We start from the raw sequence: 20,466 nt of genomic DNA, 5'->3' as shown, positions 1-20,466 counted from the left end.
GCTCGCGCTTTAGTGCGCATCGCTCACCTGAACCTATAGGGCCGCTGCGCTGCCCAGCGGGAGCAAGCTCCCTCGCCACAGGATTACCCTCGCCACATCCAACCTGGAAAAAAACGGAACCCCCGACAAAAGTCGCCCCTCATAACGTTATGAGACCCGGTCACGGGCCGCTCCAGATCAGGAGGTCGCCATGTCCGCACCTATCGTCAAACTGTTTACCCAACCCAACTTCGCCTGGACGGATATCCGCAAGAAAGAGGAAGCGCATCCCCGCCATTACCTCGCGCATCTGTTACTGCTCGCCTTGATTCCACCGGTCTGCCTGTTTATCGGGACTACCTACGTCGGCTGGAGCCTGGCCGAGAATGAAACGGTGAAACTCAGCAGCAGTAGCGCGCTGCAATTGTGTGTATTGCTCTACGTGAGCATCATCCTCGGTGTGGCGTTGATGGGCGGGTTCATCCGATGGATGTCGCGCACCTTTGACTCGCGCCCTACCCTCAATCAATGCATCGGTTTCGCTGCGTACACCGTGACGCCGTTTTTCCTCGCCGGCTTTGGCGGTTTGTACCCCAGTCGCTGGCTGGCGATCATCGTGCTCGGTGCCGCCTCGGTGTATTCGACGTTTCTGCTATTCGTCGGCTTGCCGACTTTCATGCATGAGCGCAAGGAACAAGGCTTGCTCAATGCCGCCTGCGTCTGGGGTATCGGGCTGTTGGTGTTGGTCACCATCCTGGTGGAAATGATTCTGGTGTGGTTCAACGTGCTGACACCTGAATACTTGCGCGCGACCGTCGGTTGATCGCCTTCCAGGCAACAGCCGGCGAACCCTGCGCATGAGCTTTCTAGTCTGGGTGGCCGTGCTGGGGGCGGTGCTGCTGACGTTGGCACTGACGTCCTCGTACCTGCGCTGGATGCCGGTGACCACGTCGGCGGTGTGCCTTGCGCTGGGTGTCGCCATCGGCCCGGCGGCGCTCGGCTGGTTGAAACTGGACATGGCCGATGCCTCCACGTGGATGGAGCACCTGACGGAAGTGGCGGTGTTGTTTTCGCTGTTTGTCTGCGGTCTGAAATTGCGCTCGCCGTTCAAGAACAAAAACTGGCGGGTGGCCGTCGGGCTGGCTGGCCCGGTGATGGTGCTAACCATTGCCGGCGTGTGCCTGCTGTTGCATTACGCCCTCGGATTGTCCTGGGGAGCGTCTGTGTTGATCGGTTCGATCCTGGCGCCCACTGACCCGGTACTTGCCGCCCTGGTGCAAGTCAACGACGCCCGGGACGATGACAGTGTGCGCTTCGGCCTGTCCGGCGAGGCCGGGCTCAATGACGGGATTGCCTTTCCATTTGTGATTCTCGGTCTGCTGTTATTGCAGCACGACGGCAATCCCGGCTGGCTCGGTGACTGGGTACTGAAAAGCCTGCTATGGGCGGTTCCTGCCGGATTACTGATGGGCTACTGCATGGGGCGCGGCATCGGGCGCGTGACACTGACCCTGAGAATCAAAAATGACGACAGCACCCTCTCGCCCAACGATTACCTGGCGCTTGCCTTGATTGCCTTGGCGTACGTCGGCGCCGAAGCGATCCATGGCTACGGTTTTCTGGCTGTATTCGCCGCCGGGCTGGGCCTGCGCCACGAGGAGGTCAAATCCACTGGCGACGACGCCCTGCCCGCCGAGCATCTGGTCCAGCCGGTGGTCGGCCATCAAAACGTCGAGCCGCACCAAGCGGTACATGGCGACACCGAAAGCCTCGAAGACACCCAGGTCGCCGCCGGCATCATGATGGGCGACATGCTCGCGTTCGGCAGCCTCGTGGAACGGGCAATGGAGGTGTTTCTGGTGACACTGCTCGGCGTTGTGCTGGTCGGCCACTGGGACTGGCGCGCGCTGTTGATTGGCGCTGCGTTGTTTTGCCTGATCCGTCCGCTGAGCGTCATCGCCCTGCCCTGGCGTGGCGTGCTCAACGGGCATCAACGGCTGTTGATCGGCTGGTTCGGCATCCGCGGCATCGGCAGCCTGTATTACCTTTTCTACGCGTTGAACCACGGGCTCAACCCTTCAATTGCCGCGTTGTGTACCGACCTGACGTTGTCGGTGGTGGCGCTCAGTATTCTCGTCCATGGCATCAGCACTCAACCGATGCTGGCCTGGTATGAGCGGCGCAAAAAACAAATTAACTGATTCGATAGCGCCGAATCTCCGTCAAAACCCATCAGTTTTTCACGTTCATAAATTTGAAATCCTTTAGTGACCCGGCCAGTCACAAGATTATCTCGCCCGCTCTCTGCTCGTGGCGTCGAAACGTATTGGACATTTGAGGTGTTGGTCATGATCCACTATTCCACCCGCGATGAAATCAAAGCCTGCCGGACCCTCGCCCTGGAGCGTAACCGTCAGATGTTCGAAGAGGCGCAGGCGCTGAGCCGCCATGCCTTCGAGTTGCTGGAAGGCGGCGATCTTGATAGAGAAGTGTTCGATTGTTATCAATCGCTGCGCAGAAAGGCCGATCTGAAGTTCGAGGAAGCCATCGAGCATTTACGGGTGATTAACGAGGATTTTCCACCGATTCCGATGTCTGTGCGCCTGTCGTCGCAGTTGGAAGTGAGCGCCTGACACTGAACCCTAATCCAGTGTGGGAGCGAGCCTGCTCGCGAAAGCGGATCTACCGTCAACAATGATGTCGACGGGCGTAAAGCATTCGCGAGCAGGCTCGCTCCCACAAGAGCCGATCTACACAGCCGGTATTGGGGTGAATTCGAGGTTTTCGGTGATCGGCACGTCGCTTGAACCCGGGGTCAGAATGACCTTGCGGCACTCTTCCTGTTTCTTGTCGAAAATCTTGTAACCCTCGGCCACCTGCTCCAGCGACATCCGATGGCTGATGATCGCGTCCGGTTGCAAACGTCCGGTTTCAATGTGCCCAAGCAGCTCCGGCAGATAGCGCTGCACATGGGTCTGGCCCATTTTAAAGGTCAGGCCCTTATCAAACGCGTCGCCGAACAGGAATCCGTGGATAAATCCGGAATACACCCCCGGCACGCTGACCACACCGCCGCGTCGCACGGCCGCAATACATTGGCGCAGTGCCTTGCCGCTGCTGCCTTCCAGTTTCAAGGTCGCCAGCACAGTTTCCGTGGTGCTGCCCTTGGCTTCGAATCCGACCGCATCGACCACCCCGTCCACCCCGCGGCTGCCGGCGGTCTGGCGAATGATCGTGTCAGCGGGGTCATCGTCGTCATCAAAATTGATTGGAATCACCCCGTAGGTACGCTGGGCGTACGCCAGCCGATAGTCGTGATGATCCACCATGAAGATCTGCTCGGCACCGAGCATTTTCGCGCAAGCGGCGCTCAACAACCCCACGGGCCCGGCGCCATAGATGGCAATGCTTGAACCCGGCCCGATCCCGGTGTTCAACACGGCTTGCCAGGCGGTCGGCAGAATGTCCGAGAGGAACAACACCTTTTCGTCCGCCAGCGTCCCCGGCACCTTGAACGGCCCGGTGTTGGCTTTGGGCACCCTGACCAGTTCGGCTTGCCCGCCCGGGATGCCACCGTACAACTTGCTGAAACCGAACAACGCGGCCGGTGGCGGGATCGCTTTCTTATTGATGATCGCGCCACGCCCGCTGTTGGTGGTTTCACAACTCGCGAACAAATCCTGCTGACAAAAAAAGCATTCGCCACAGGCGATCACGAACGGAATCACCACCCGGTCACCGCGCTGCACGGCAGTGACGGCCGAGCCGGTTTCTTCGACGATGCCCATGAATTCATGGCCGAAGATATCGCCATGCTCGACGGTCGGAATCTTGCCTCGGTAGAGGTGTAAATCCGAGCCGCAGATGGCAGTGGCGGTCACCCTAAGGATGATGTCGTCGGGGGCTTCGATGACGGGGTCGGGCACGGTTTCGATTTTGACGTCATGGGCACCGTGGTAGGTCATTGCTCGCATGGCTGCTTCCTCGAGAGGGAAATAAAGACGTTGGTTGTCTGTATTAAGGGAGCGACGTTGAGCGGCGAGTTCAGTTGCATCAGGAGCGAATCGGATCAGTGGTTACGCCAGCATTACCGGGTTTACAGCGCCGCGAAATGCAGAGCCGCGAACTGCATGAATCAAAGGCACCCTTCATGCAGCCTGCACGAGCGCATTTCGCCATCAATTATTTCAACTTATTGATTTTTATAACTTTATCAACCGCGTAAAAAGCGGCACGACAAATGCTCTCTTACTGTGAGCGACCTTCGGCCTTGAGACCGTTTGCGCACTTCCCCGTGATTAATTGAGAGACTCGACCATGAACGCTATCGACCTGTTGCAAGCTGACCATGAACGCGTAAAAGGCATCCTGACCCAACTGAGTGAATCCACCGAACGGGGTGTGAAAAAACGCACTGAGTTGCTGGCCAAGCTGGAAATGGAGATCACTATCCATACGCGTCTCGAGGAAGAAATTCTGTACCCGGCGTTCAAGGAAGCCGGCGGCAAGGAACAGGACGTCATGTATTACGAGGCCAAGGAAGAGCATCGTACGGTTGATTCGCTGGTGCTGCCCGATTTGAAAGTGACTGACCCGTCCAGCCTGGAATTTGCCGGGCGCGTGAAAGTGGTCAAGGAACTGTTGGAGCACCATATCGAAGAGGAAGAAACGGAGATGTTTCCTCAGGCCAAGAAGTTGCTGGGTAAGGCGAAGCTGGAAGAGTTGGGCGCGCAAATGGAGGCCATGAAAGCCCAGCACAAGAAAGAAATGGGCGCGAATATGGCGGCTTGAACCCCCTGTGGGAGCGAGCCTGCTCGCGAAGGCGACGGGTCAGGCAACATTTACAGTGCCTGATCCACTGCCTTCGCGAGCAGGCTCGCTCCCACATGTTATTGGTTTGACCGGAAGGATTTACCCCCCAGGATTGGTCACCTGGATAAACACCGCATAACACCCCAACACGACCCAGAACGTGGCAAAAATCCACGGCGTTCGCACCGAAAACAACAGTGACTTGCGGTAGCCCTTGTGCGACGACTCCATTTCACTGAACAACGGCGACTCGTCATAAGCAAGCCCCATCAACGGCTCGCTGCGCAGTAACTCACTCTGTTTGAAATGCCAATGATCAATGATGTCATAGGCTGCGCGTATGCCCGGCCAGGCATTCAGCGAACTGAGCAACCCCAACAGCGCCAGAAATGGCGGCACCACCAAAGTGAAAAGCTTGCCCCATTCGGGATTGAGGTTGGCCATGCACGACGCAAAGGCAATCACCAAAAACGATTGCGCCGCCAGGTAGGCGTCGGTGCGGTTGGCCAGGATACTGGTTTCGTACTGGATCTCCCGACGGTAGAAATCCAGACGTTCCTTGGGCGAGCCAAACATCTTTGCGTTGTGTTCGGTCAGGGCATCGTCGGCTGAAGCGTCTGTCAGTATTCTTGGCACGGGCGTCACACACTGGATGGAAAACGTTTAGAAGAAACGTCCACTCACAAGTTCAGCTCAATCCCACGGCAAACGCCGATCATTTCATCGTCGAAGCAATAATTTCAACCAGATTGAGTTGAGTAAACGGCTTGGACAGACGCGGCAGCTCGGTCGCGAAGCCTTCCAGCCGCTCGGCATAGCCCGTGGCCAGAATGATTGGCAGGCTCAGCCTTTTATTGCGGATCGCCTGCGCCAGTTGTGCGCCGTCCATTTTCGGCATGGCCATGTCGGTGATGACCAGATCGATGGTCCGGTCCTCATCGAGCATTTGCAATGCCTCTGCTCCAGACACCGCGCTGATGACCCGATGCCCGAGGTCTTCGAGCAACAGACAGGTACTGGTCAGTACCAGGCTGTCGTCGTCGACCACCAGCACACACAAACGCGGCACTGGCGGTGCAATTTCTTCATGCATGGCCTTGGCTACCGAACCGCGTTTGGCAACCGGTATCCACAATTCGGCCGTGGTGCCCTCGTCCTTCCGGCTCTTGAGCACGAATCGCCCACCCAGTTGCTCGATGAAACCGTGAACCATGGACAGCCCCAGCCCCGTTCCTTTGCCAACCCCTTTGGTGGTAAAGAACGGATCCATCGCCACTTTGAGCGTGGCTTCATCCATGCCCTCCCCCGAATCACTGATGCTCAGGCAGACGAAGGGGCCGGTCATTGGCTTGAGCGACGCTTGATCGCCCGCTTCTTCATCCCTCGCGCTGATAACGATTTTACCGCCGTGGGGCATGGCGTCGCGGGCATTGGTCACCAGGTTCAGGACTGCGAGCTCGAGCTGATTAACGTCGGCCACCACCGGTTCGATCGCTTGCGCAAAACGGGTTTCCAGCACAACTGATGGCCCGAGGGAACTGCGCAGCAGGCCGGTGATTCCGTCGATCAACGCCGGTAGTTCGACGGTTTCGGTCTTCAATTCCTGACGCCTGGCGAAGGCCAGCATGCGTTGAGTCAGCGAAACCCCGCGCTGCGCGCCCTGAGTGGCGTTGTCCAGCAACCGGGTCAGTTTCGGGTCGTCGCCTATGCGCTTGCGGACGATTTCCAGATTGCCGAGGATGACCGTCAGCAAGTTATTGAAGTCATGGGCAATGCCCCCGCTGAGCTGCCCGATGGCTTGCATTTTCTGCGCCTGGAACAGCGCCTCGCGGGTTTGTTCGAGCGCCTGCTGGGCGTGGGTCGCTTCGGTGATGTCTCGGGTGATCTTGGCGAAACCGAGCAACGTGCCAGTGTCGCCCCAGATCGGGTCAACCACGACATGCGCCATGAACCGGGTGCCGTCCTTGCGCATTCTCCAGCCTTTGTTTTCAAATCGCCCTTCACGCGTGGCAATACTCAGCGTGCGTTGCGGTTCACCGGCCTCGCGATCTTCAGGGGTGTAGAACATCGAAAAATGCTTGCCGATCACTTCTTCGGGCAAATAACCCTTGATGCGTTGGGCACCGGGGTTCCAGTTGGTCAGGCGGCCATCCGGGGCGAGCATATAGATGGCGTAGTCCGTAACGCTTTGCACCAGCAGCCGGAACTGTTGCTCGCTTTGCTTCAGGGTTTCTTCGGCCATCTTGCGGTCGGTCAAGTCGCGGGTGATCTTGGCGAACCCCAACAGTTTCCCCGTAGGATCGATAATCGGGTCGATCACGACGTGGGACCAGAAATGCGTACCGTCCTTGCGAACCCGCCAGCCTTCGCCCTCGAAACGTCCTTCGCGAATGGCCGTGTCCAGCGCCCGCTGCGGCATGCCGCGCAGGCGATCCTCTTCGGTATAGAAACGCGAAAAGTGCTGGCCGAGAATCTCCGCTTCCTCGTAACCCTTGAAGCGCCTGGCGCCGGCGTTCCAGCTGCTGATGATGCCATCGGGATCAATCATGTAGATCGCATAGTCAACCACAGCATCGATCAACAGGCGAAAGCGGCTGTCGTCGATGGTGCTGGCTTTGGTTCGATCTTCGCTCATTGAGCCCTCACATCAGTCTCGTTTTTTGGAGTATGCGACAAACCGCGATTTTGGAAAGCCGAAAAAACACACCCGGGCGAGAGGTATTATCGCTGTACGTACTTGACGATGTAGCCATACAGGTCGTTGTATACAAAATCAGGCACCTCCTTCGCATGGCTCTGGGTTGTGTGCAGCGCAACGTGGCACTCCTTTACGACATGGTCGCGTTCACGAATCGCGAAGACATGGTTGTCGATGATGTTGGAGTAGTCGCTGAAAGCAAATGTCTTTTCGATGGTCGTCGTGGTGACCGCGCCGCCGATAGTCCTCAAGTAGGCGCTCTGAGCGACCAGCACTCGCTCGTTCAAGGCATCGAAACCGCGCTCGTACAAGAAGGTTTGCCCGCCGCTGATCGTCTTCGCAGCGTTATCCAGAGCAAGAATGACCGCTTGCGCGTAACCCATGCTGATCTCCAGCTTCGACACAGGGAGGAACCGTTCCAGTTCTTTATCTGCCAGGGCTTTCAGCGCTCTTTTGATGCTTGAGACATGAGCGAACTCTTGGGTGCAGCCGACAATCCGGTTCTCGAACTGATAACCGTTGGCTGTTGCGTCCAGTGGGAAGGTCGCGAAACTGATGCTGTCAAACGCGCACTCCATGATGATGTTGTACTTGCTGGCAAATGCGTGGAGATAAATCTTCGTGCTGACTTCCCTGACAAACGCATCTGTGTGCTCATACGCATGCAAAACGCCCAGTTTGATCATCTCTGCGTATTGAGGATGTTTTTCCCGGTAGCCGGGCAGGTACAACCGCACATAATTGTCGTAGCGCTTTGAAGGTAAGAGGTTCTTTTCCAGCAAGTAGGTTTTACCCGACGCCTGAAGCCCGGCAACCACCAGCATTTTTGGTGGGTCCTCGACAGTAATGTTGCGAAACAGCGTCGTTTTTATCTCATCGAATGCTGCTGTGACCTGCTCGGGGGTGTACGTGTATTTCGGTGTCGACATATCTTGATTTCCTTATCGAAGACGGGTTTGAAAGTGATGGCTTGTCCTCTCAATAAAGCGGCGATCACCGGTTTGTGCAAACGGTGGTGGTTTTCAAGATATATCGATGATTTTCAAGGTAAATGATCCTACGCGACGGAGTGCTAAATCCGCGGAGCAACCGACCACCAACGCGGTAGCAATTGCTTGACCTTGCTGTCGCCAAAACGGTCATCGATCAACATCACCACCCCCTCGTCCTGTTGGGTACGGATCACACGCCCCGCCGCTTGCACCACTTTCTGAACCCCCGGAAACAGATAGGTGTAGTCGTAACCGGCACCGAAAATCGCCGCCATGCGGTGTTTCAGTTGCTCGTTGACCGGGTTCAGTTGCGCCAGTCCCAGCGTCGCGATGAATGCACCGATCAGCCGCGCTCCGGGCAAGTCGATGCCTTCGCCGAACGCCCCGCCCAGCACGGCGAAGCCGACACCCTGACTGTGTGCGGTGAACTGATCGAGAAAGTCCTGTCGTTGCCCTTCTCCCATACCTCGGCTTTGCGCCCACAGATTGATGTGCGGATGTGTTTGAGCCAGCAACTGCGCCACTTGCTGCAAGTAATCGAAACTGCTGAAAAATGCCAGGTAGTTGCCGGGGCGCTGGCTGAATTGCGCGGCAATCAGCTCGACAATCGGCGCGAGAGAAGCGTGCCGATGGACAAACCGCGTCGAGATCTGGCTGACGATATGGACTTTCAGCTGGTCGGCGTGAAACGGTGATTCGACGTCAATCCACACCGTGTTCGCCGGCGTCCCGAGCAGATCGGCGTAGTAATGACGAGGGCTCAAGGTGGCGGAAAACAGCACGGTACTGCGGGCCGCTGTCAGGCGCGGGCGGATGAAACCGGCGGGCACCACATTGCGCAGGCACAGCTGTGACAAGGCGCGTTTGCGGTCGAGGTCGCGCTTGCTGATGTCAAACAGGAACTGTTCGTCGAAGAGCTCGGCGACCCGGCAGAATTGCAGCATGTCGAAGTAAAAATTCTGCAGGGCGCTGTCCAGGCCCTGAGGATGATCATTGAGGTAGTCGCCGATACTGGCGCTGCACGAGGACAGTGCCTGGAGCAGCTTTTCCGGTGGTTTGTCGTAGGCCTGATACGTACCGGATTGCAGATTATGCAGCGCATTCCATTCACGATTGACCCGCTGCAGGGCCTTCTTCAACGGCTCCGGAGCGGTTTTGCGCACGCCGTTGAGTTTCGCCTGGTCGAGGCTGGCGCTGTACATCTGCCGTCCGCGCTCCACCAGATTGTGGGCTTCGTCCACCAGCACCGCGACTTTCCAGTTATTGGCCTGGGCCAGCCCGAACAGCAGCGCGCTGAAATCGAAATAATAGTTGTAGTCGGCGACCACCACGTCAGCCCATCGGGCCATTTCCTGGCTGAGGTAATAAGGGCAAACGGCGTGATTCAGCGCCACCTCACGCAAGGCGGTCTGGTTCAGTAACGTGAGTTTGCTGGCCGCCTGCCGCGCGGCCGGCAAGCGATCATAGAAACCCTGGGCCAGCGGGCAGGATTCACCGTGACAGGCTTTGTCGGGATGCTCGCACGCCTTGTCCCGGGCGATCATTTCCAGCACGCGCAACGGCGGCGCATTGGCGTCGTCCAGAATGACCTGCGCCGCGTCCAGCGCCAGTTTGCGGCCGGGGGTTTTCGCGGTAAGGAAAAACACCTTGTCCAGTTGCTGCGGCGCCAGGGCCTTGAGCATCGGAAACAACGTGCCCACCGTCTTGCCGATACCGGTCGGTGCCTGAGCCATCAGGCACCGGCCCGTGCTGACCGCCTTGAACACCGATTCCGCAAGATGCCGTTGCCCCGGACGGAAGTCGGCGTGGGGAAACGCCAACCGCTGTGCGCCAAGATTGCGCGCCTCGCGGTGGGTCATTTCCTGTTCGGCCCACTGCAAGAACAGGCGGCAATGCTGTGCAAAAAACTGCTCCAGCTCTGGTGCGCTGAAGGCCTCGACCAGACAGGTTTCCTTTTCACTGACGATGTCGAAGTACACCAGCGCCACGTTGATCTGCGCCAGTTGCAGCTTCTGACACATCAACCAGCCGTAGACCTTGGCCTGCGCCCAGTGCAATTGACGGTGGTTGGCCGGTTGCCTGTTGAGGTCTCCGCGATAGGTTTTGACTTCTTCCAGACAGTTTTGCGCCGGATCGTACCCGTCCGCCCTGCCCCTGACTTTCAACGTTTCAAACAGACCTTCCAGCGCAACTTCACTCTGGTAACTGTCGCTGCGGCGGGACGCTACTGTGCGGTGCCCGACAATGCCTTCCAGTGCGGTCGGCGACGGCGTAAAGCGCAGGTCAAGGTCGCCGACCTTGGCGGTGAACTCACACAACGCCCGCACCGCGATGCTGTAGCTCAAGCGCTCTGCTCCGCCCATTGCACGTAACACACGGCAATCGGCATCTGGTGCTCATGGCAGAACTCCAGCCAGCGCAACTGGTTGTCCTGCAAGCGGTCTCCGGGGCCTTTGACCTCGATCATGCGGTAGGTCTTTTCCTGCGGCCAGAACTGGATCAGGTCGGGCATACCGGCGCGGTTGGCCTTGACGTCCAGCAGCAATCGGTTGAACCAGTGTTTGAGGTGCTCGGCCGGCAGGCAATCGAGTGCCTGTTCAAGCAGTTCCTCGTTCAAGGCGCCCCAGAATACAAACGGCGATTGCACACCCCACTTGGCGGCGTAGCGCTCGCGGATGGTCTGGTCGTAACGACCGTCATCCAGTTCCGCCAGGCAGGCCTGAAACAGATCAGCCCGGCGCGCATGGAAATCCTCATGGTGCAAATCCACCGGCCCGCGCTGGAACGGGTGGAAAAATGCGCCCGGCAACGGCGCAAAGATGGCTGGCCAGCACAGCAAGCCGAACAGCGAGTTGATCAGACTGTTTTCGACGTAATGCACCGGCGCCGACGCCTGCGCCAGATGCGCCTGCACGTAAAATTCCACCGAAAGCCCGGGATCGGTCCTGGGCAGTTGCAAGTCCAGACGCAGCATCTGCCTTGGAGAGGCACGTTTCATCGGCGGCCCACCGAGTTTGCGCCGCAGCCGGGGCAATACTCGCAGCAAATGCTGGTGTTCGGCGGCGCTTTCCGGGGATTGCCCGGCGACGACGGCCAGGTCCAGGGCCAGTTGATACTCGCCACAGCGTTCCAGCACCCGAATCAGCCGAATTCGCGCTCCGGGCCAGGCGCACTCGCGATAGATGTTCAGGGCATTGGCGAAATCGGCCTGGCGCTCGCAATGCTGGCCGATCTGGAACAACAGCTTGCCCCGGCGTTTGTGCAGCCAGGGATTGGCCAGAGTCAGCCCGTTGATCTGTTCGACGATCTGCGCCACCGCCTCTCCGGCCTCGAACCGCTGCTGACAGTTGTGCAGGAACAGACAGGCATCCACGTCCTCGCGGCTGCGCAAGCCCCGGGACTCGGCGCAGAACTCGACTTTTTCATAGGTAAAGATGCCGAGGTCAGCCAGCACGAACTCTGACCAGTCCTGGTAAAGATTGCCGAAAAACATCAGACGCAGACGATCACACAGGCTCATGATGGTCAGGCTGAATAACCGATCCGCCAGCGGCCCGCACCATTGAGTAAAACTGCGGGCCTCGGGAAACTGCTCGCCCAGCGTGGGTAACCAGTCGGTCTTCTTGCCTTTGGGCTGGTCGATGGCGTGGCCGAAGCACTGGAGGATCTCAGCCTTGAGCAACACGTCGAACAACGATGGCAGCGGCAACGGACATTGCTCATCGATCCAGCCCAGCGTCAGCAATGGCGCGGCAGCGGTCGTGATGTCGCCAATTTCGAGGTAATGCAATTTACTCGCACGGAAATGAATGCCCTTGCGCATCACCATCCGCACCAGCAACGCCCGTGACTCCCTGGGTAGCCGATTGAAATCAGCCATGAAGGCCTGCTCTTCTTCATTCAACACATCGGCATAGCGATGTTCAAGCCAATCAATGACTTGCATGAAGTTGTTCAGGTAATAGAACGGATCATCGAGGGGATTGGAAGTCACAGGGAAACAGGGCCATGGCGAGCGAGTACTGGTTATGCGTACAGATACCAGCTACACCCCATGCGGCGCAAACGGAAAAGGATAAGCGGCGACGTAATCGGGAATTTTTCGGCCACCTGTCGAACTTTCCGCCGATCCGTCGCACCAACCGCGTTAGAGGTACAGTGACGATTGAAGGATTCGAGGCAGTCGCACTGTTTATTTGGAGCAAGTGAGGTGGTTATGAATATCAAGACTCTGGGTTTACCCTTGGCGGCACTGGCTTTCCTGGCTCTGGCCGGCTGCTCGACGCCAACGGTCGTGACACTGCAGAACGGCACTCAGTATTTGACCAAGGACATGCCGAAGGCCAATACCGAGGACGGTTTTTACGAGTTCGAAGATATTTCCGGGGCCAAAGTGAAGGTCAAGGCCGATGAAGTGGCCACCGTCCGTAAAGAAGACTGAGGAACGCTTTATCGTCCATCGTCGGAACGCCGCCCCTAGCTTGTCCGGCGGCGCGTCCACGGCGCCGCAAAGCATCGTGCTGCGAACGCTCACGACGGTTCGTTCACCACCCGCGCCTTGCGGATAAACAAGGCCCGTACTTTTTCCCAGAAATTGCCACCCAGCACGAACAGACTGCCGATGAGCATCAAGTCGCCCAGCAACTGCAGCTGCCAGATATTCGGCCTGAGCCCCGGCCAGATGCTGTCCACGTAAGGTTCCAGAAACGCCGAGATCAGCGGCAGGCAAAACATCACCACGCCGATTCGATGACGCCATGGCCCCACTTCGGTTTCCGCGGTAGGCGCGAGCGAGGAGACGTAACCAAACACCCGGCTTTTCAACTGTTGGAAGCCCGACTTGCCCATGACGGCAATGACCAGGATCAGCAGGACTTTGTTACTGATAAACAACACCCCTGTCAGTGCCGCAACTTTCGAACCCGGCACCCCCAACGCTGCGGCGATGGGCACCATCAGCCACGAACCCAGCATCAAGCAGATGATCACTATGCCCAGTTTGAAACGCCATCCAGCGGTATGGGGTGCATTCATGGCTACCGTCCTTTTTGACAGTTTGTATCGAATGTGAAGACGCTCGAAAAGCTTAGCAGTCAGTTGCCCATCAGGCCGTCTATGCTCCTGTAATCTTTCTCGACTGGAATGACGCATGCTCCTGACGCGATCCGGCCAATTGCTATTGATGTGGGTGCTCGGCTTGAGTGGCTGCGTGCGTCTTGGGCCGGACTTTCAGTCGCCGAAGCCAACGTGGATTGACCACTGGAACTCCCCTGCCCTCGAGCAATCCAGCCAACGCAGCCAGCATCCGGATCTGCGTCAGTGGTGGCAGGTCTTCGGCGATCCGGTCCTTGATCGGTTGATTGTGGAAGCGGATGCCCACAACTCCGACCTGAAAATCGCCGGTCTGCGCGTGATGGAGTCCCGTGCCCAACTGGGCATCGCGCAAAGTGGACGCTACCCGCAATTGCAGCAAGCCAGCGCCGACAGCCTGTACTTCAACCGCAGGCAATCCGGCGGAATCAATCCCCAGGACAGTCATTTCTGGCAATACAGTGCCGGCTTCGATGTCGGCTGGGAGCTGGATTTCTGGGGCCGTTTCAGTCGCGCCATCGAGTCGGCCGATGCCGGTTACTTTGCCGCGCAGGCCAACTATGAAGACGCGCTCGTGCTGCTGCGCGCGCAAGTGGCCGACACTTACTTTTCGTTGCGCACCACCGAGGCGCGGTTGCGCGTGGCGCGGGAAAACGCCAGGCAGCAAAAGCGCAACTTCGAGATCACTGAAAAGCTGTTCATCAGCGGCCAGCAAGCCGAGCTCGACCTGCAGCAGGCGCGTACCCAATACCTCGGAACGTTGAGTACGATTCCCGACTTCGAAGACCAGGTTCAGCGCACCCGTAATGCGCTGGCTGTGTTGATCGGCCAGCCCCCCGGCGCACTGCCGCAATTGCTGGAAAATGAAGGATTGATCCCGCTGGTCGACCGCGCCGTATTGCAGGATGTGCCGGCCAATCTGCTGCTGCGTCGGCCGGATGTGCGCGCAGCCGAACTGAATGTTGCCGCCCAGTCGGCGCTGATTGGCGTGGCCGTGACCGATTTCTATCCCTCGCTGACCTTGCTGGGCAGCATCGTCTGGTCGGCTGACACGCTGAACGGCACGTCCAGAAGCCTGGATCTGATCGGTGGCCCCAGCCTGCGCTGGAACCTGTTCGATCATGGCCAGATCAGCAATAACGTGCGCGTGCAGGACGCTCGCTTGCAGCAGTTGATCGAGGCCTACCGCGACAAGGTTCGCCAAGCGGCCCGCGAGGCCGATGATGCCGCCAGCGGCTTGATCAAATCTCTGGAGCGCGAACGCATCCTGCGCGAGGCGGAAGTCGCCGCCAAGCGTTCACTGGTGCTCGCCAACGCGCAATATCGCGAAGGTTATTCGGATTTCCAGCGCGTGCTTGACGCGCAACGTGCGCTGCTGGAACAACAGGATAATTACCTGGTCAGCCGCAGCAACGCCGTGAGCAATGCGATTGCGTTGTACAAAGCCTTGGGCGGTGGCTGGTACAGCGCCGAGCCGAAAGTCGACTCGGCCACCCGCGAGCAAATGGAAAAACGCACGGACTGGGGCGACCTGCTGGACGAGCCTTCAGCGGCGCAAAACAAAAAAGGTGAACGACCATGAGTGAAGCCCCGCTGCCCGCCCCAAAGCCGCCCGAGCCGCCTGCCGACCCTGCTAAAAAAGGCATCAAATGGGTGCTGCTGGTGATCGTCCTCAGCCTGGCCTGGTACCTCGCGGCTGACCGCTTCACGCCATATACGCAACAGGCGCGGGTGGGCGCCTTTGTCATACCGGTGGCGGCGGAAGTGGCCGGTCAGGTAATTCGCGTCAACGTGCGCAACAATCAGGACGTCAAGGCCGGCGACGTGCTGTTCGAAGTCGATCCCCTGCCCTATCAGATTGCCGTCGATCGGGCGCGGGCAGACCTCGAATCCACACGCCGGCAGATCGGTGCGAGCACCGCCGGCATTGCGTCGGCACAAGCCAACTTGCGCGCCGCCCAGGCTAATGAGCTCAAGGCGCGACAGGACAATAACCGCCTCGAAGGGTTATATCGCGCCGACCCGGGCACCATTTCCGTGCGCTTGCTCGAAGTGTCCCGCGCCAACCGCGAACAGGCGGTCAGCCAGGTCGCCGCCGCCCGCGCCGAAGTCCAGCGCGCCCGCGAACAGGAGGGTGGTAGTGCGGAAGACAATGCCTTGTTGCGCAGCGCCGCCACCGCCCTGTCGAAAGCCGAGCTGGACCAGGCCAACACGCAGATTCGCGCACGCTCGGCTGGGTTGATCACCGACCTGCGCACCGACGCCGGGCAGTTCGCCGCGGCTGGCAGTCCGGTCATGACGCTGATCGCGATCCACGACGTGTGGATCAGCGCCGACATGACTGAAAACAACCTCGGTCTGGTCAAGCCCGATACGCCGGTGATGATTGTTCTGGATGCGCTGCCCGGCGAAGTGCTTGACGGGCGCGTGCGCAGTGTCGGCTACGGCGTCAGCGTCGGTCAGGCACCGCCGCCGGGTACCTTGCCCAGTGTGCAGAACAGCCGCGACTGGCTGCGCCCTGCCCAGCGATTTCCGGTGATCATCGAGTTTTCCGAGGCGTCGAGAGCGCAGCTGCGCGACAGTCGCGCGATTCGCGCCGGCGGCCAGGCTGAGGTCATGGCGTTCCCCACCGAAAGCAATCCGTTAAACCCTCTCGGCCGGGTTTTTCTTGGCTTGATGAGCTGGCTGTCGTATGTCTACTAAGCGCACGCCCCGGGAGCAACGTGCGTTGCGCCTGGCCAGCGGCACCGCGTTGTGTCTGGCGATCAGCTTCGGGGCGGGGTTGCCGATCCCTTTTATCGCGCCGGTGCTCGCAGTGTTGCTGCTCGCCACCGTCAATCGTCCGCTGCCGTTAAAGGCTGCACTGGTGCTGGCCGTGGCGGCGATGCTGACCACCGCTGTCGGCTTGCTGTTGATCCCGATCCTGCGTTACTACCCGGTCAGCGGCGTGCTGCTGGTCGGGGTTTGCCTGTTTCTGGTGTTTCGTTTTGGGCTGCGCGGCGGCAACAACCTGATCGTCACCTTTCTGGTGATTGGCCTCACCATGATTTCATCGGCCGGCGTCGCCGAGTTCGACCTGGCGGCGATGGTCATCGGGGCACTGGTGAAGGGGTTGCTCCTTGCAGTCATGGTGCTTGCGCTCAGTCACTGGCTGTTTCCCGATCCGCCCAATGCGCCGTCGCCCCCCGCCGCGCCATTGTTGCCAGCGGAGGAAGTGAGCCGGGTGGCGCTGCGGGCAACCCTGATCGTGATGCCGACGTTTTTGCTCGTAATGATTGATCCGGCGCGTTACCTGCCGATCATCCTGAAGGCGGTCAGCCTGGGGCAGCAGAGCTCAACCCCATCGTCGCACCATGCCGCGCGCGAACTGGTCGGTTCGACCCTGCTCGGCGGTGTGCTGGCCGTGCTGTTCTGGTGTGCCCTCAGCCTGTTTGTGCACTTATGGATGTTTTTTCTGTGGATGCTGCTGTTCGGTCTGATTTTGGCGCGCAAGCTGTACGCGCTGAGCCCGACCCGGTTGAGCCCGGGATTCTGGCTCAACAGCCTGATCACCATGATTATCCTGCTCGGCCAATCGGTGCAGGACAGCCTCGCGGGCAAAGACGTCTACACCGCATTCGCGGTGCGCATGGGCTTGTTTATCCTGGTGACGCTGTATGCCTGCCTGATGGTTTATCTGCTGGATCAGCGACCACCAAAACCCGCTCAGGGATTGACCTGATAACCCTTGCCTTGCAGGCAGCTGCTGTAGGCCGTCGAGGCGGTGGCGGTCGACGTTTTCTGCTGTGCCCGGCGCTCCTGGCGCTGACGTGACCCACCGACGACAGCGCCCGCGACGGCCGTTTCCTTCGCCCGGTTCTGCCGATAGTCCTGCTTCACGTCGTCATCCACACGATCATAAAACTCATCATGCTGACGCCCGCGAACCTGAGCTCCCGCGGCCCCGGCTGCGGCACCCGCCGCCGCACCTTTGAGGCGACCGCCGCTGGCAGGCGCCGTCGTTGAACTTTGACTGGCCGCGATGTTATGGCAAGCGTCCATATCCAGTTGGGTTTGTTGCGAAGTCTGCCCCTGCATCGGGACAACCGTTTCGGCCCGGACCTGAGTGGCGGCCATCGACAGCGCGACACACAAGCCAAGGGTAGACAACCTGTTCATGATGACCTCCGGTCAATGCTCAGCCATCAGAAAGTGTAGATCAGCCCCGCTCGCCCTCCCCCGACTTAAGACTGACGGCCATCAGTTCACAAAAATCCCTGTGGCGAGGGAGCTCGCTCCCGCCGGGTCACGCAGTGGCCCCACATCAGGATTGCTGTGCAATTCCACAGGGGAATGAGTCAAGCGCGGGTACGCTTGAGCGTTTCACTCGGCAGCTCTTTGAACAACGCGCGGTAGCTGCTGGAAAAACGCCCCAGATGCCAGAACGACCACTGCATCGCCACTTGCGCCACGGTAGTGTCCATCGGTGAGCGATTGAGCAATTCGCGGTGAGCACTGTTGAGCCGGCGCAGGCGTAACCAATGGGTGGGCGTCATGCCGGTATAGGCCTTGAACGCATGTTGCAACTGCCGCAATGACACCCCGGCGACCTGGGACAGCTCCATCAGGTTGAGGGTTTCTTCCGGGGAATCCGCCGCCCATCCGCCGATGCGCTTCATCACCGCCCGTTCTTCAGCGCGGCGCTGCAAACCGCCGCGATCGAGGCAGATACAGGCGTTGTCGAGAATGTACAGGCAGTCTTCGAGCAACTGCTGGGTCAACGCTTCCCGACTCGGTGGATCGAGGGTCTGGGCCAAGCGGGTCAAGGTTCCGCTGAGCCAGCGGCTGAACAGCGCGTTCTGCTGCGAATTCAGCGGCGCCATGAACAGCCCCTCAAGCCGGGCGACATTCAGACCATGACGCTGAACGAACGCCGGCCCGAACACCACGGCGATTTCCTGATAGTTCTCCGGCGTGATCCAGATGTTGCGGCTTTCTTCGTTCAACACGTACAGCGCGTTGTCGCTGCGATCGAAACAGAACGCCAACGACCCCTCCGGCGCGCTGAAATTCTGCTCCACGCGGGTGTTCATGTGTTCTTCGTAAATCTCCACGCCCTGCAAGTCCAGATAGCGCACTCGCCCGGCGAAATGCCCCGGGGACATCTGCTGGTAATGCTGGACCCACCCCGGTGTAGCGCGGATTTGCTCGGCGACATCGGCGGTGTTGAACGCTTGAACGTGTAAGGGATTGAACGCTGTCATGGGTGACCTTACGCACTCGTTTGGTGCGTTTTGGTGCTGCTGAAAGTGGATAGATGGATCGGCAAGGCTCGCCCAAGATAGTCGTCAACGCGTTCCAGGGGAAGTGCGTGGCGGATGAAACCACCCTCCCCGGCGTTAATAAAACCAATAACGAGGTCTTTATGAATGTCCCTTTCGATCAGCTGCTGACGTGGCTGAAAGATCACAAGATTACCGAAGTCGAGTGCGTCGTCAGTGACCTGACCGGCATTGCACGCGGCAAGATTGCACCCACCAACAAGTTCCTGCATGAGCGAGGCATGCGCCTGCCGGAAAGTGTGCTTTTGCAAACGGTAACCGGGGACTTCGTCGACGACGACATCTACTACGACCTGCTCGACCCCGCCGACATCGACATGGTCTGCAAACCGGTTTCCGACGCGGTCTACGTGATTCCATGGGCCATCGAACCTACTGCGATCGTGATCCACGACACCTTCGACAAGTTCGGCAACCCGATCGAGTTATCGCCACGCAACGTGCTGAAGAAAGTGCTGCAGCTGTACACCGACAAAGGCTGGCGGCCGATTGTCGCGCCGGAGATGGAGTTTTACCTGACCCAACGCTGTGAAGACCCGGACTTGCCGCTGAAGGCACCGATGGGCCGCTCGGGCCGCGCGGAAAGTGGTCGTCAGTCGTTTTCCATCGACGCCGCCAACGAGTTCGACCCGCTGTTTGAAGACGTCTATGACTGGTGCGAGCTGCAAGGCCTGGACCTCGATACGCTGATCCACGAAGACGGCCCGGCGCAGATGGAAATCAACTTCCGCCATGGCGACGCGCTGGACCTGGCCGACCAGATCACCGTGTTCAAACGCACGATGCGCGAAGCGGCGCTCAAGCACAACGTCGCGGCGACGTTCATGGCGAAGCCGATTGGCGACGAGCCGGGCAGCGCCATGCACATTCACCAGAGCGTGGTGGACATCGCCACCGGTCAGCCGATTTTCGTCAATGCCGACGGGCAGATGAGCGAGCTGTTCCTGCATCACATCGGCGGCTTGCAGAAATACATTCCGAAAGTGCTGCCAATGTTCGCCCCCAACGTCAACTCGTTCCGCCGCTTCCTGCCGGACACCTCGGCGCCGGTGAACGTCGAATGGGGCGAAGAAAACCGCACCGTCGGCCTGCGTGTGCCGACCTCCAGCCCTGATGCGATGCGCGTGGAAAACCGCTTGCCCGGCGCCGATGCCAACCCGTATCTGGCAATTGCCGCGAGCTTGTTGTGCGGCTACCTCGGCATGGTCGAACGGGTCGAGCCAAGCGCTGCGGTGCAGGGCCGCGCCTATGAGCGGCGCAACCTGCGCCTGCCGATCACCATCGAAGACGCCCTGACACAGATGGAAGAAAGCGAAACCATCGGCCGGTATCTGGGCAGCAAATTCGTCCGTGGTTATGTCGCGGTCAAGCGCGCTGAACATGAAAACTTCAAGCGCGTGATCAGCTCCTGGGAGCGGGAGTTTTTGCTGCTGAGTGTCTGAAACCATCTGCGTTTCACACACCCTGTGGGAGCGAGCTTGCTCGCGATGAGGCCAGTAGCCTCAACGTCATTGTTTGACTGTTCGGACGTCATCGCGAGCAAGCTCGCTCCCACAAAAATCCAACAACTATA

At 59.1% G+C, this 20,466-nt stretch carries 18 protein-coding genes; 9 read left to right on the top strand and 9 right to left on the bottom strand.

Annotation, left to right across the window (positions count from 1 at the left end):
* Window positions 1-190 precede the first annotated feature (190 nt).
* The 3 genes from F8N62_RS07825 (at window position 191) to F8N62_RS07815 (ending at window position 2,612) form a co-directional block, all read left to right on the top strand.
* On the top strand, window positions 191-802 hold the full coding sequence (locus tag F8N62_RS07825; RefSeq protein WP_150710410.1) for a Yip1 family protein: 612 nt from the start codon (window positions 191-193) through the stop codon (window positions 800-802).
* A 34-nt stretch (window positions 803-836) separates the two neighbouring features.
* Window positions 837-2,180: a cation:proton antiporter gene (locus F8N62_RS07820; RefSeq protein WP_150710409.1), complete on the top strand. Its 1,344-nt coding sequence runs from the start codon at window positions 837-839 to the stop codon at window positions 2,178-2,180.
* Window positions 2,181-2,327: 147 nt separating this feature from the next.
* Window positions 2,328-2,612, top strand: coding sequence for a hypothetical protein (locus tag F8N62_RS07815; protein ID WP_150710408.1), 285 nt, complete (start codon window positions 2,328-2,330; stop codon window positions 2,610-2,612).
* A 117-nt stretch (window positions 2,613-2,729) separates the two neighbouring features.
* On the opposite strand, the gene F8N62_RS07810 is transcribed toward F8N62_RS07815, so the two are convergent.
* Entirely contained in the window at window positions 2,730-3,953 is a 1,224-nt protein-coding gene (locus F8N62_RS07810) for a zinc-dependent alcohol dehydrogenase (protein ID WP_150710407.1), read from the bottom strand.
* A 343-nt stretch (window positions 3,954-4,296) separates the two neighbouring features.
* On the opposite strand from F8N62_RS07810, the gene F8N62_RS07805 reads away from it, so the two are divergent.
* On the top strand, window positions 4,297-4,770 hold the full coding sequence (locus tag F8N62_RS07805) for a hemerythrin domain-containing protein (protein WP_150710406.1): 474 nt from the start codon (window positions 4,297-4,299) through the stop codon (window positions 4,768-4,770).
* Between the two features lie 120 nt (window positions 4,771-4,890).
* Here the strand turns inward: F8N62_RS07805 and F8N62_RS07800 are convergent, their stop codons facing one another.
* The 5 genes from F8N62_RS07800 to F8N62_RS07780 form a co-directional block, all read right to left on the bottom strand.
* On the bottom strand, window positions 4,891-5,427 hold the full coding sequence (locus F8N62_RS07800) for a hypothetical protein (protein WP_150710405.1): 537 nt from the start codon (window positions 5,425-5,427) through the stop codon (window positions 4,891-4,893).
* 79 nt (window positions 5,428-5,506) lie between these two features.
* A complete protein-coding gene (locus tag F8N62_RS07795; RefSeq protein WP_150710404.1) occupies window positions 5,507-7,426 on the bottom strand; it encodes a PAS domain-containing sensor histidine kinase in 1,920 nt (639 codons plus the stop codon).
* 86 nt (window positions 7,427-7,512) lie between these two features.
* Window positions 7,513-8,418 carry a zeta toxin family protein gene (locus F8N62_RS07790; RefSeq protein WP_150710403.1) on the bottom strand — a complete coding sequence of 302 codons (906 nt, stop codon included), beginning with the start codon at window positions 8,416-8,418 and terminating at the stop codon, window positions 7,513-7,515.
* A 143-nt stretch (window positions 8,419-8,561) separates the two neighbouring features.
* On the bottom strand, window positions 8,562-10,826 hold the full coding sequence (locus F8N62_RS07785; protein ID WP_150710402.1) for an ATP-dependent DNA helicase: 2,265 nt from the start codon (window positions 10,824-10,826) through the stop codon (window positions 8,562-8,564).
* Window positions 10,823-12,475 (bottom strand): VRR-NUC domain-containing protein, encoded by a 1,653-nt coding sequence (locus F8N62_RS07780; protein ID WP_412071966.1) that lies wholly within the window; start codon window positions 12,473-12,475, stop codon window positions 10,823-10,825. The genes F8N62_RS07785 and F8N62_RS07780 overlap by 4 nt, the downstream gene beginning before the upstream one ends.
* Window positions 12,476-12,697: 222 nt before the next feature.
* Here F8N62_RS07780 and F8N62_RS07775 point away from each other — a divergent pair, with 222 nt between their 5' ends.
* Window positions 12,698-12,922: a YgdI/YgdR family lipoprotein gene (locus F8N62_RS07775; RefSeq protein ID WP_150710401.1), complete on the top strand. Its 225-nt coding sequence runs from the start codon at window positions 12,698-12,700 to the stop codon at window positions 12,920-12,922.
* A gap of 89 nt (window positions 12,923-13,011) precedes the next feature.
* Here the strand turns inward: F8N62_RS07775 and F8N62_RS07770 are convergent, their stop codons facing one another.
* Window positions 13,012-13,515, bottom strand: coding sequence for a transporter suffix domain-containing protein (locus F8N62_RS07770; protein ID WP_150710400.1), 504 nt, complete (start codon window positions 13,513-13,515; stop codon window positions 13,012-13,014).
* Between the two features lie 115 nt (window positions 13,516-13,630).
* On the opposite strand from F8N62_RS07770, the gene F8N62_RS07765 reads away from it, so the two are divergent.
* Genes F8N62_RS07765 through F8N62_RS07755 form a run of 3 tightly spaced genes read left to right on the top strand, consistent with a single transcriptional unit; the run spans window position 13,631 to window position 17,293 of the window.
* Entirely contained in the window at window positions 13,631-15,154 is a 1,524-nt protein-coding gene (locus F8N62_RS07765; protein WP_150710399.1) for an efflux transporter outer membrane subunit, read from the top strand.
* On the top strand, window positions 15,151-16,275 hold the full coding sequence (locus F8N62_RS07760) for an HlyD family secretion protein (RefSeq protein ID WP_150710398.1): 1,125 nt from the start codon (window positions 15,151-15,153) through the stop codon (window positions 16,273-16,275). Before F8N62_RS07765 ends, F8N62_RS07760 begins: the two co-directional genes overlap by 4 nt.
* Window positions 16,265-17,293 carry a DUF2955 domain-containing protein gene (locus tag F8N62_RS07755; protein ID WP_150710397.1) on the top strand — a complete coding sequence of 343 codons (1,029 nt, stop codon included), beginning with the start codon at window positions 16,265-16,267 and terminating at the stop codon, window positions 17,291-17,293. Before F8N62_RS07760 ends, F8N62_RS07755 begins: the two co-directional genes overlap by 11 nt.
* Here the strand turns inward: F8N62_RS07755 and F8N62_RS07750 are convergent.
* Both F8N62_RS07750 and F8N62_RS07745 read right to left on the bottom strand, forming a co-directional pair.
* Complete coding sequence (locus F8N62_RS07750) at window positions 17,278-17,730, bottom strand: YMGG-like glycine zipper-containing protein (RefSeq protein WP_150710396.1); 453 nt, start codon at window positions 17,728-17,730, stop codon at window positions 17,278-17,280. The genes F8N62_RS07755 and F8N62_RS07750 overlap by 16 nt on opposite strands.
* 179 nt (window positions 17,731-17,909) lie before the next feature.
* Window positions 17,910-18,815: a helix-turn-helix domain-containing protein gene (locus F8N62_RS07745; RefSeq protein ID WP_150710395.1), complete on the bottom strand. Its 906-nt coding sequence runs from the start codon at window positions 18,813-18,815 to the stop codon at window positions 17,910-17,912.
* A gap of 161 nt (window positions 18,816-18,976) precedes the next feature.
* Between F8N62_RS07745 and F8N62_RS07740 the strand changes: the two genes are divergently transcribed.
* The gene (locus F8N62_RS07740; RefSeq protein WP_150710394.1) at window positions 18,977-20,335 is read left to right on the top strand and encodes a glutamine synthetase family protein; all 1,359 of its coding nucleotides are present in this window, start codon (window positions 18,977-18,979) and stop codon (window positions 20,333-20,335) included.
* The last annotated feature ends 131 nt before the right edge of the window (window positions 20,336-20,466 follow it).

The sequence above is a fragment of the Pseudomonas fluorescens genome (assembly GCF_902497785.1).
Lineage (GTDB): Bacteria > Pseudomonadota > Gammaproteobacteria > Pseudomonadales > Pseudomonadaceae > Aquipseudomonas > Aquipseudomonas fluorescens_BO.
Note: the sequence above shows the minus strand (reverse complement) of the source record. Positions and strands in the feature narration are given on the sequence as shown.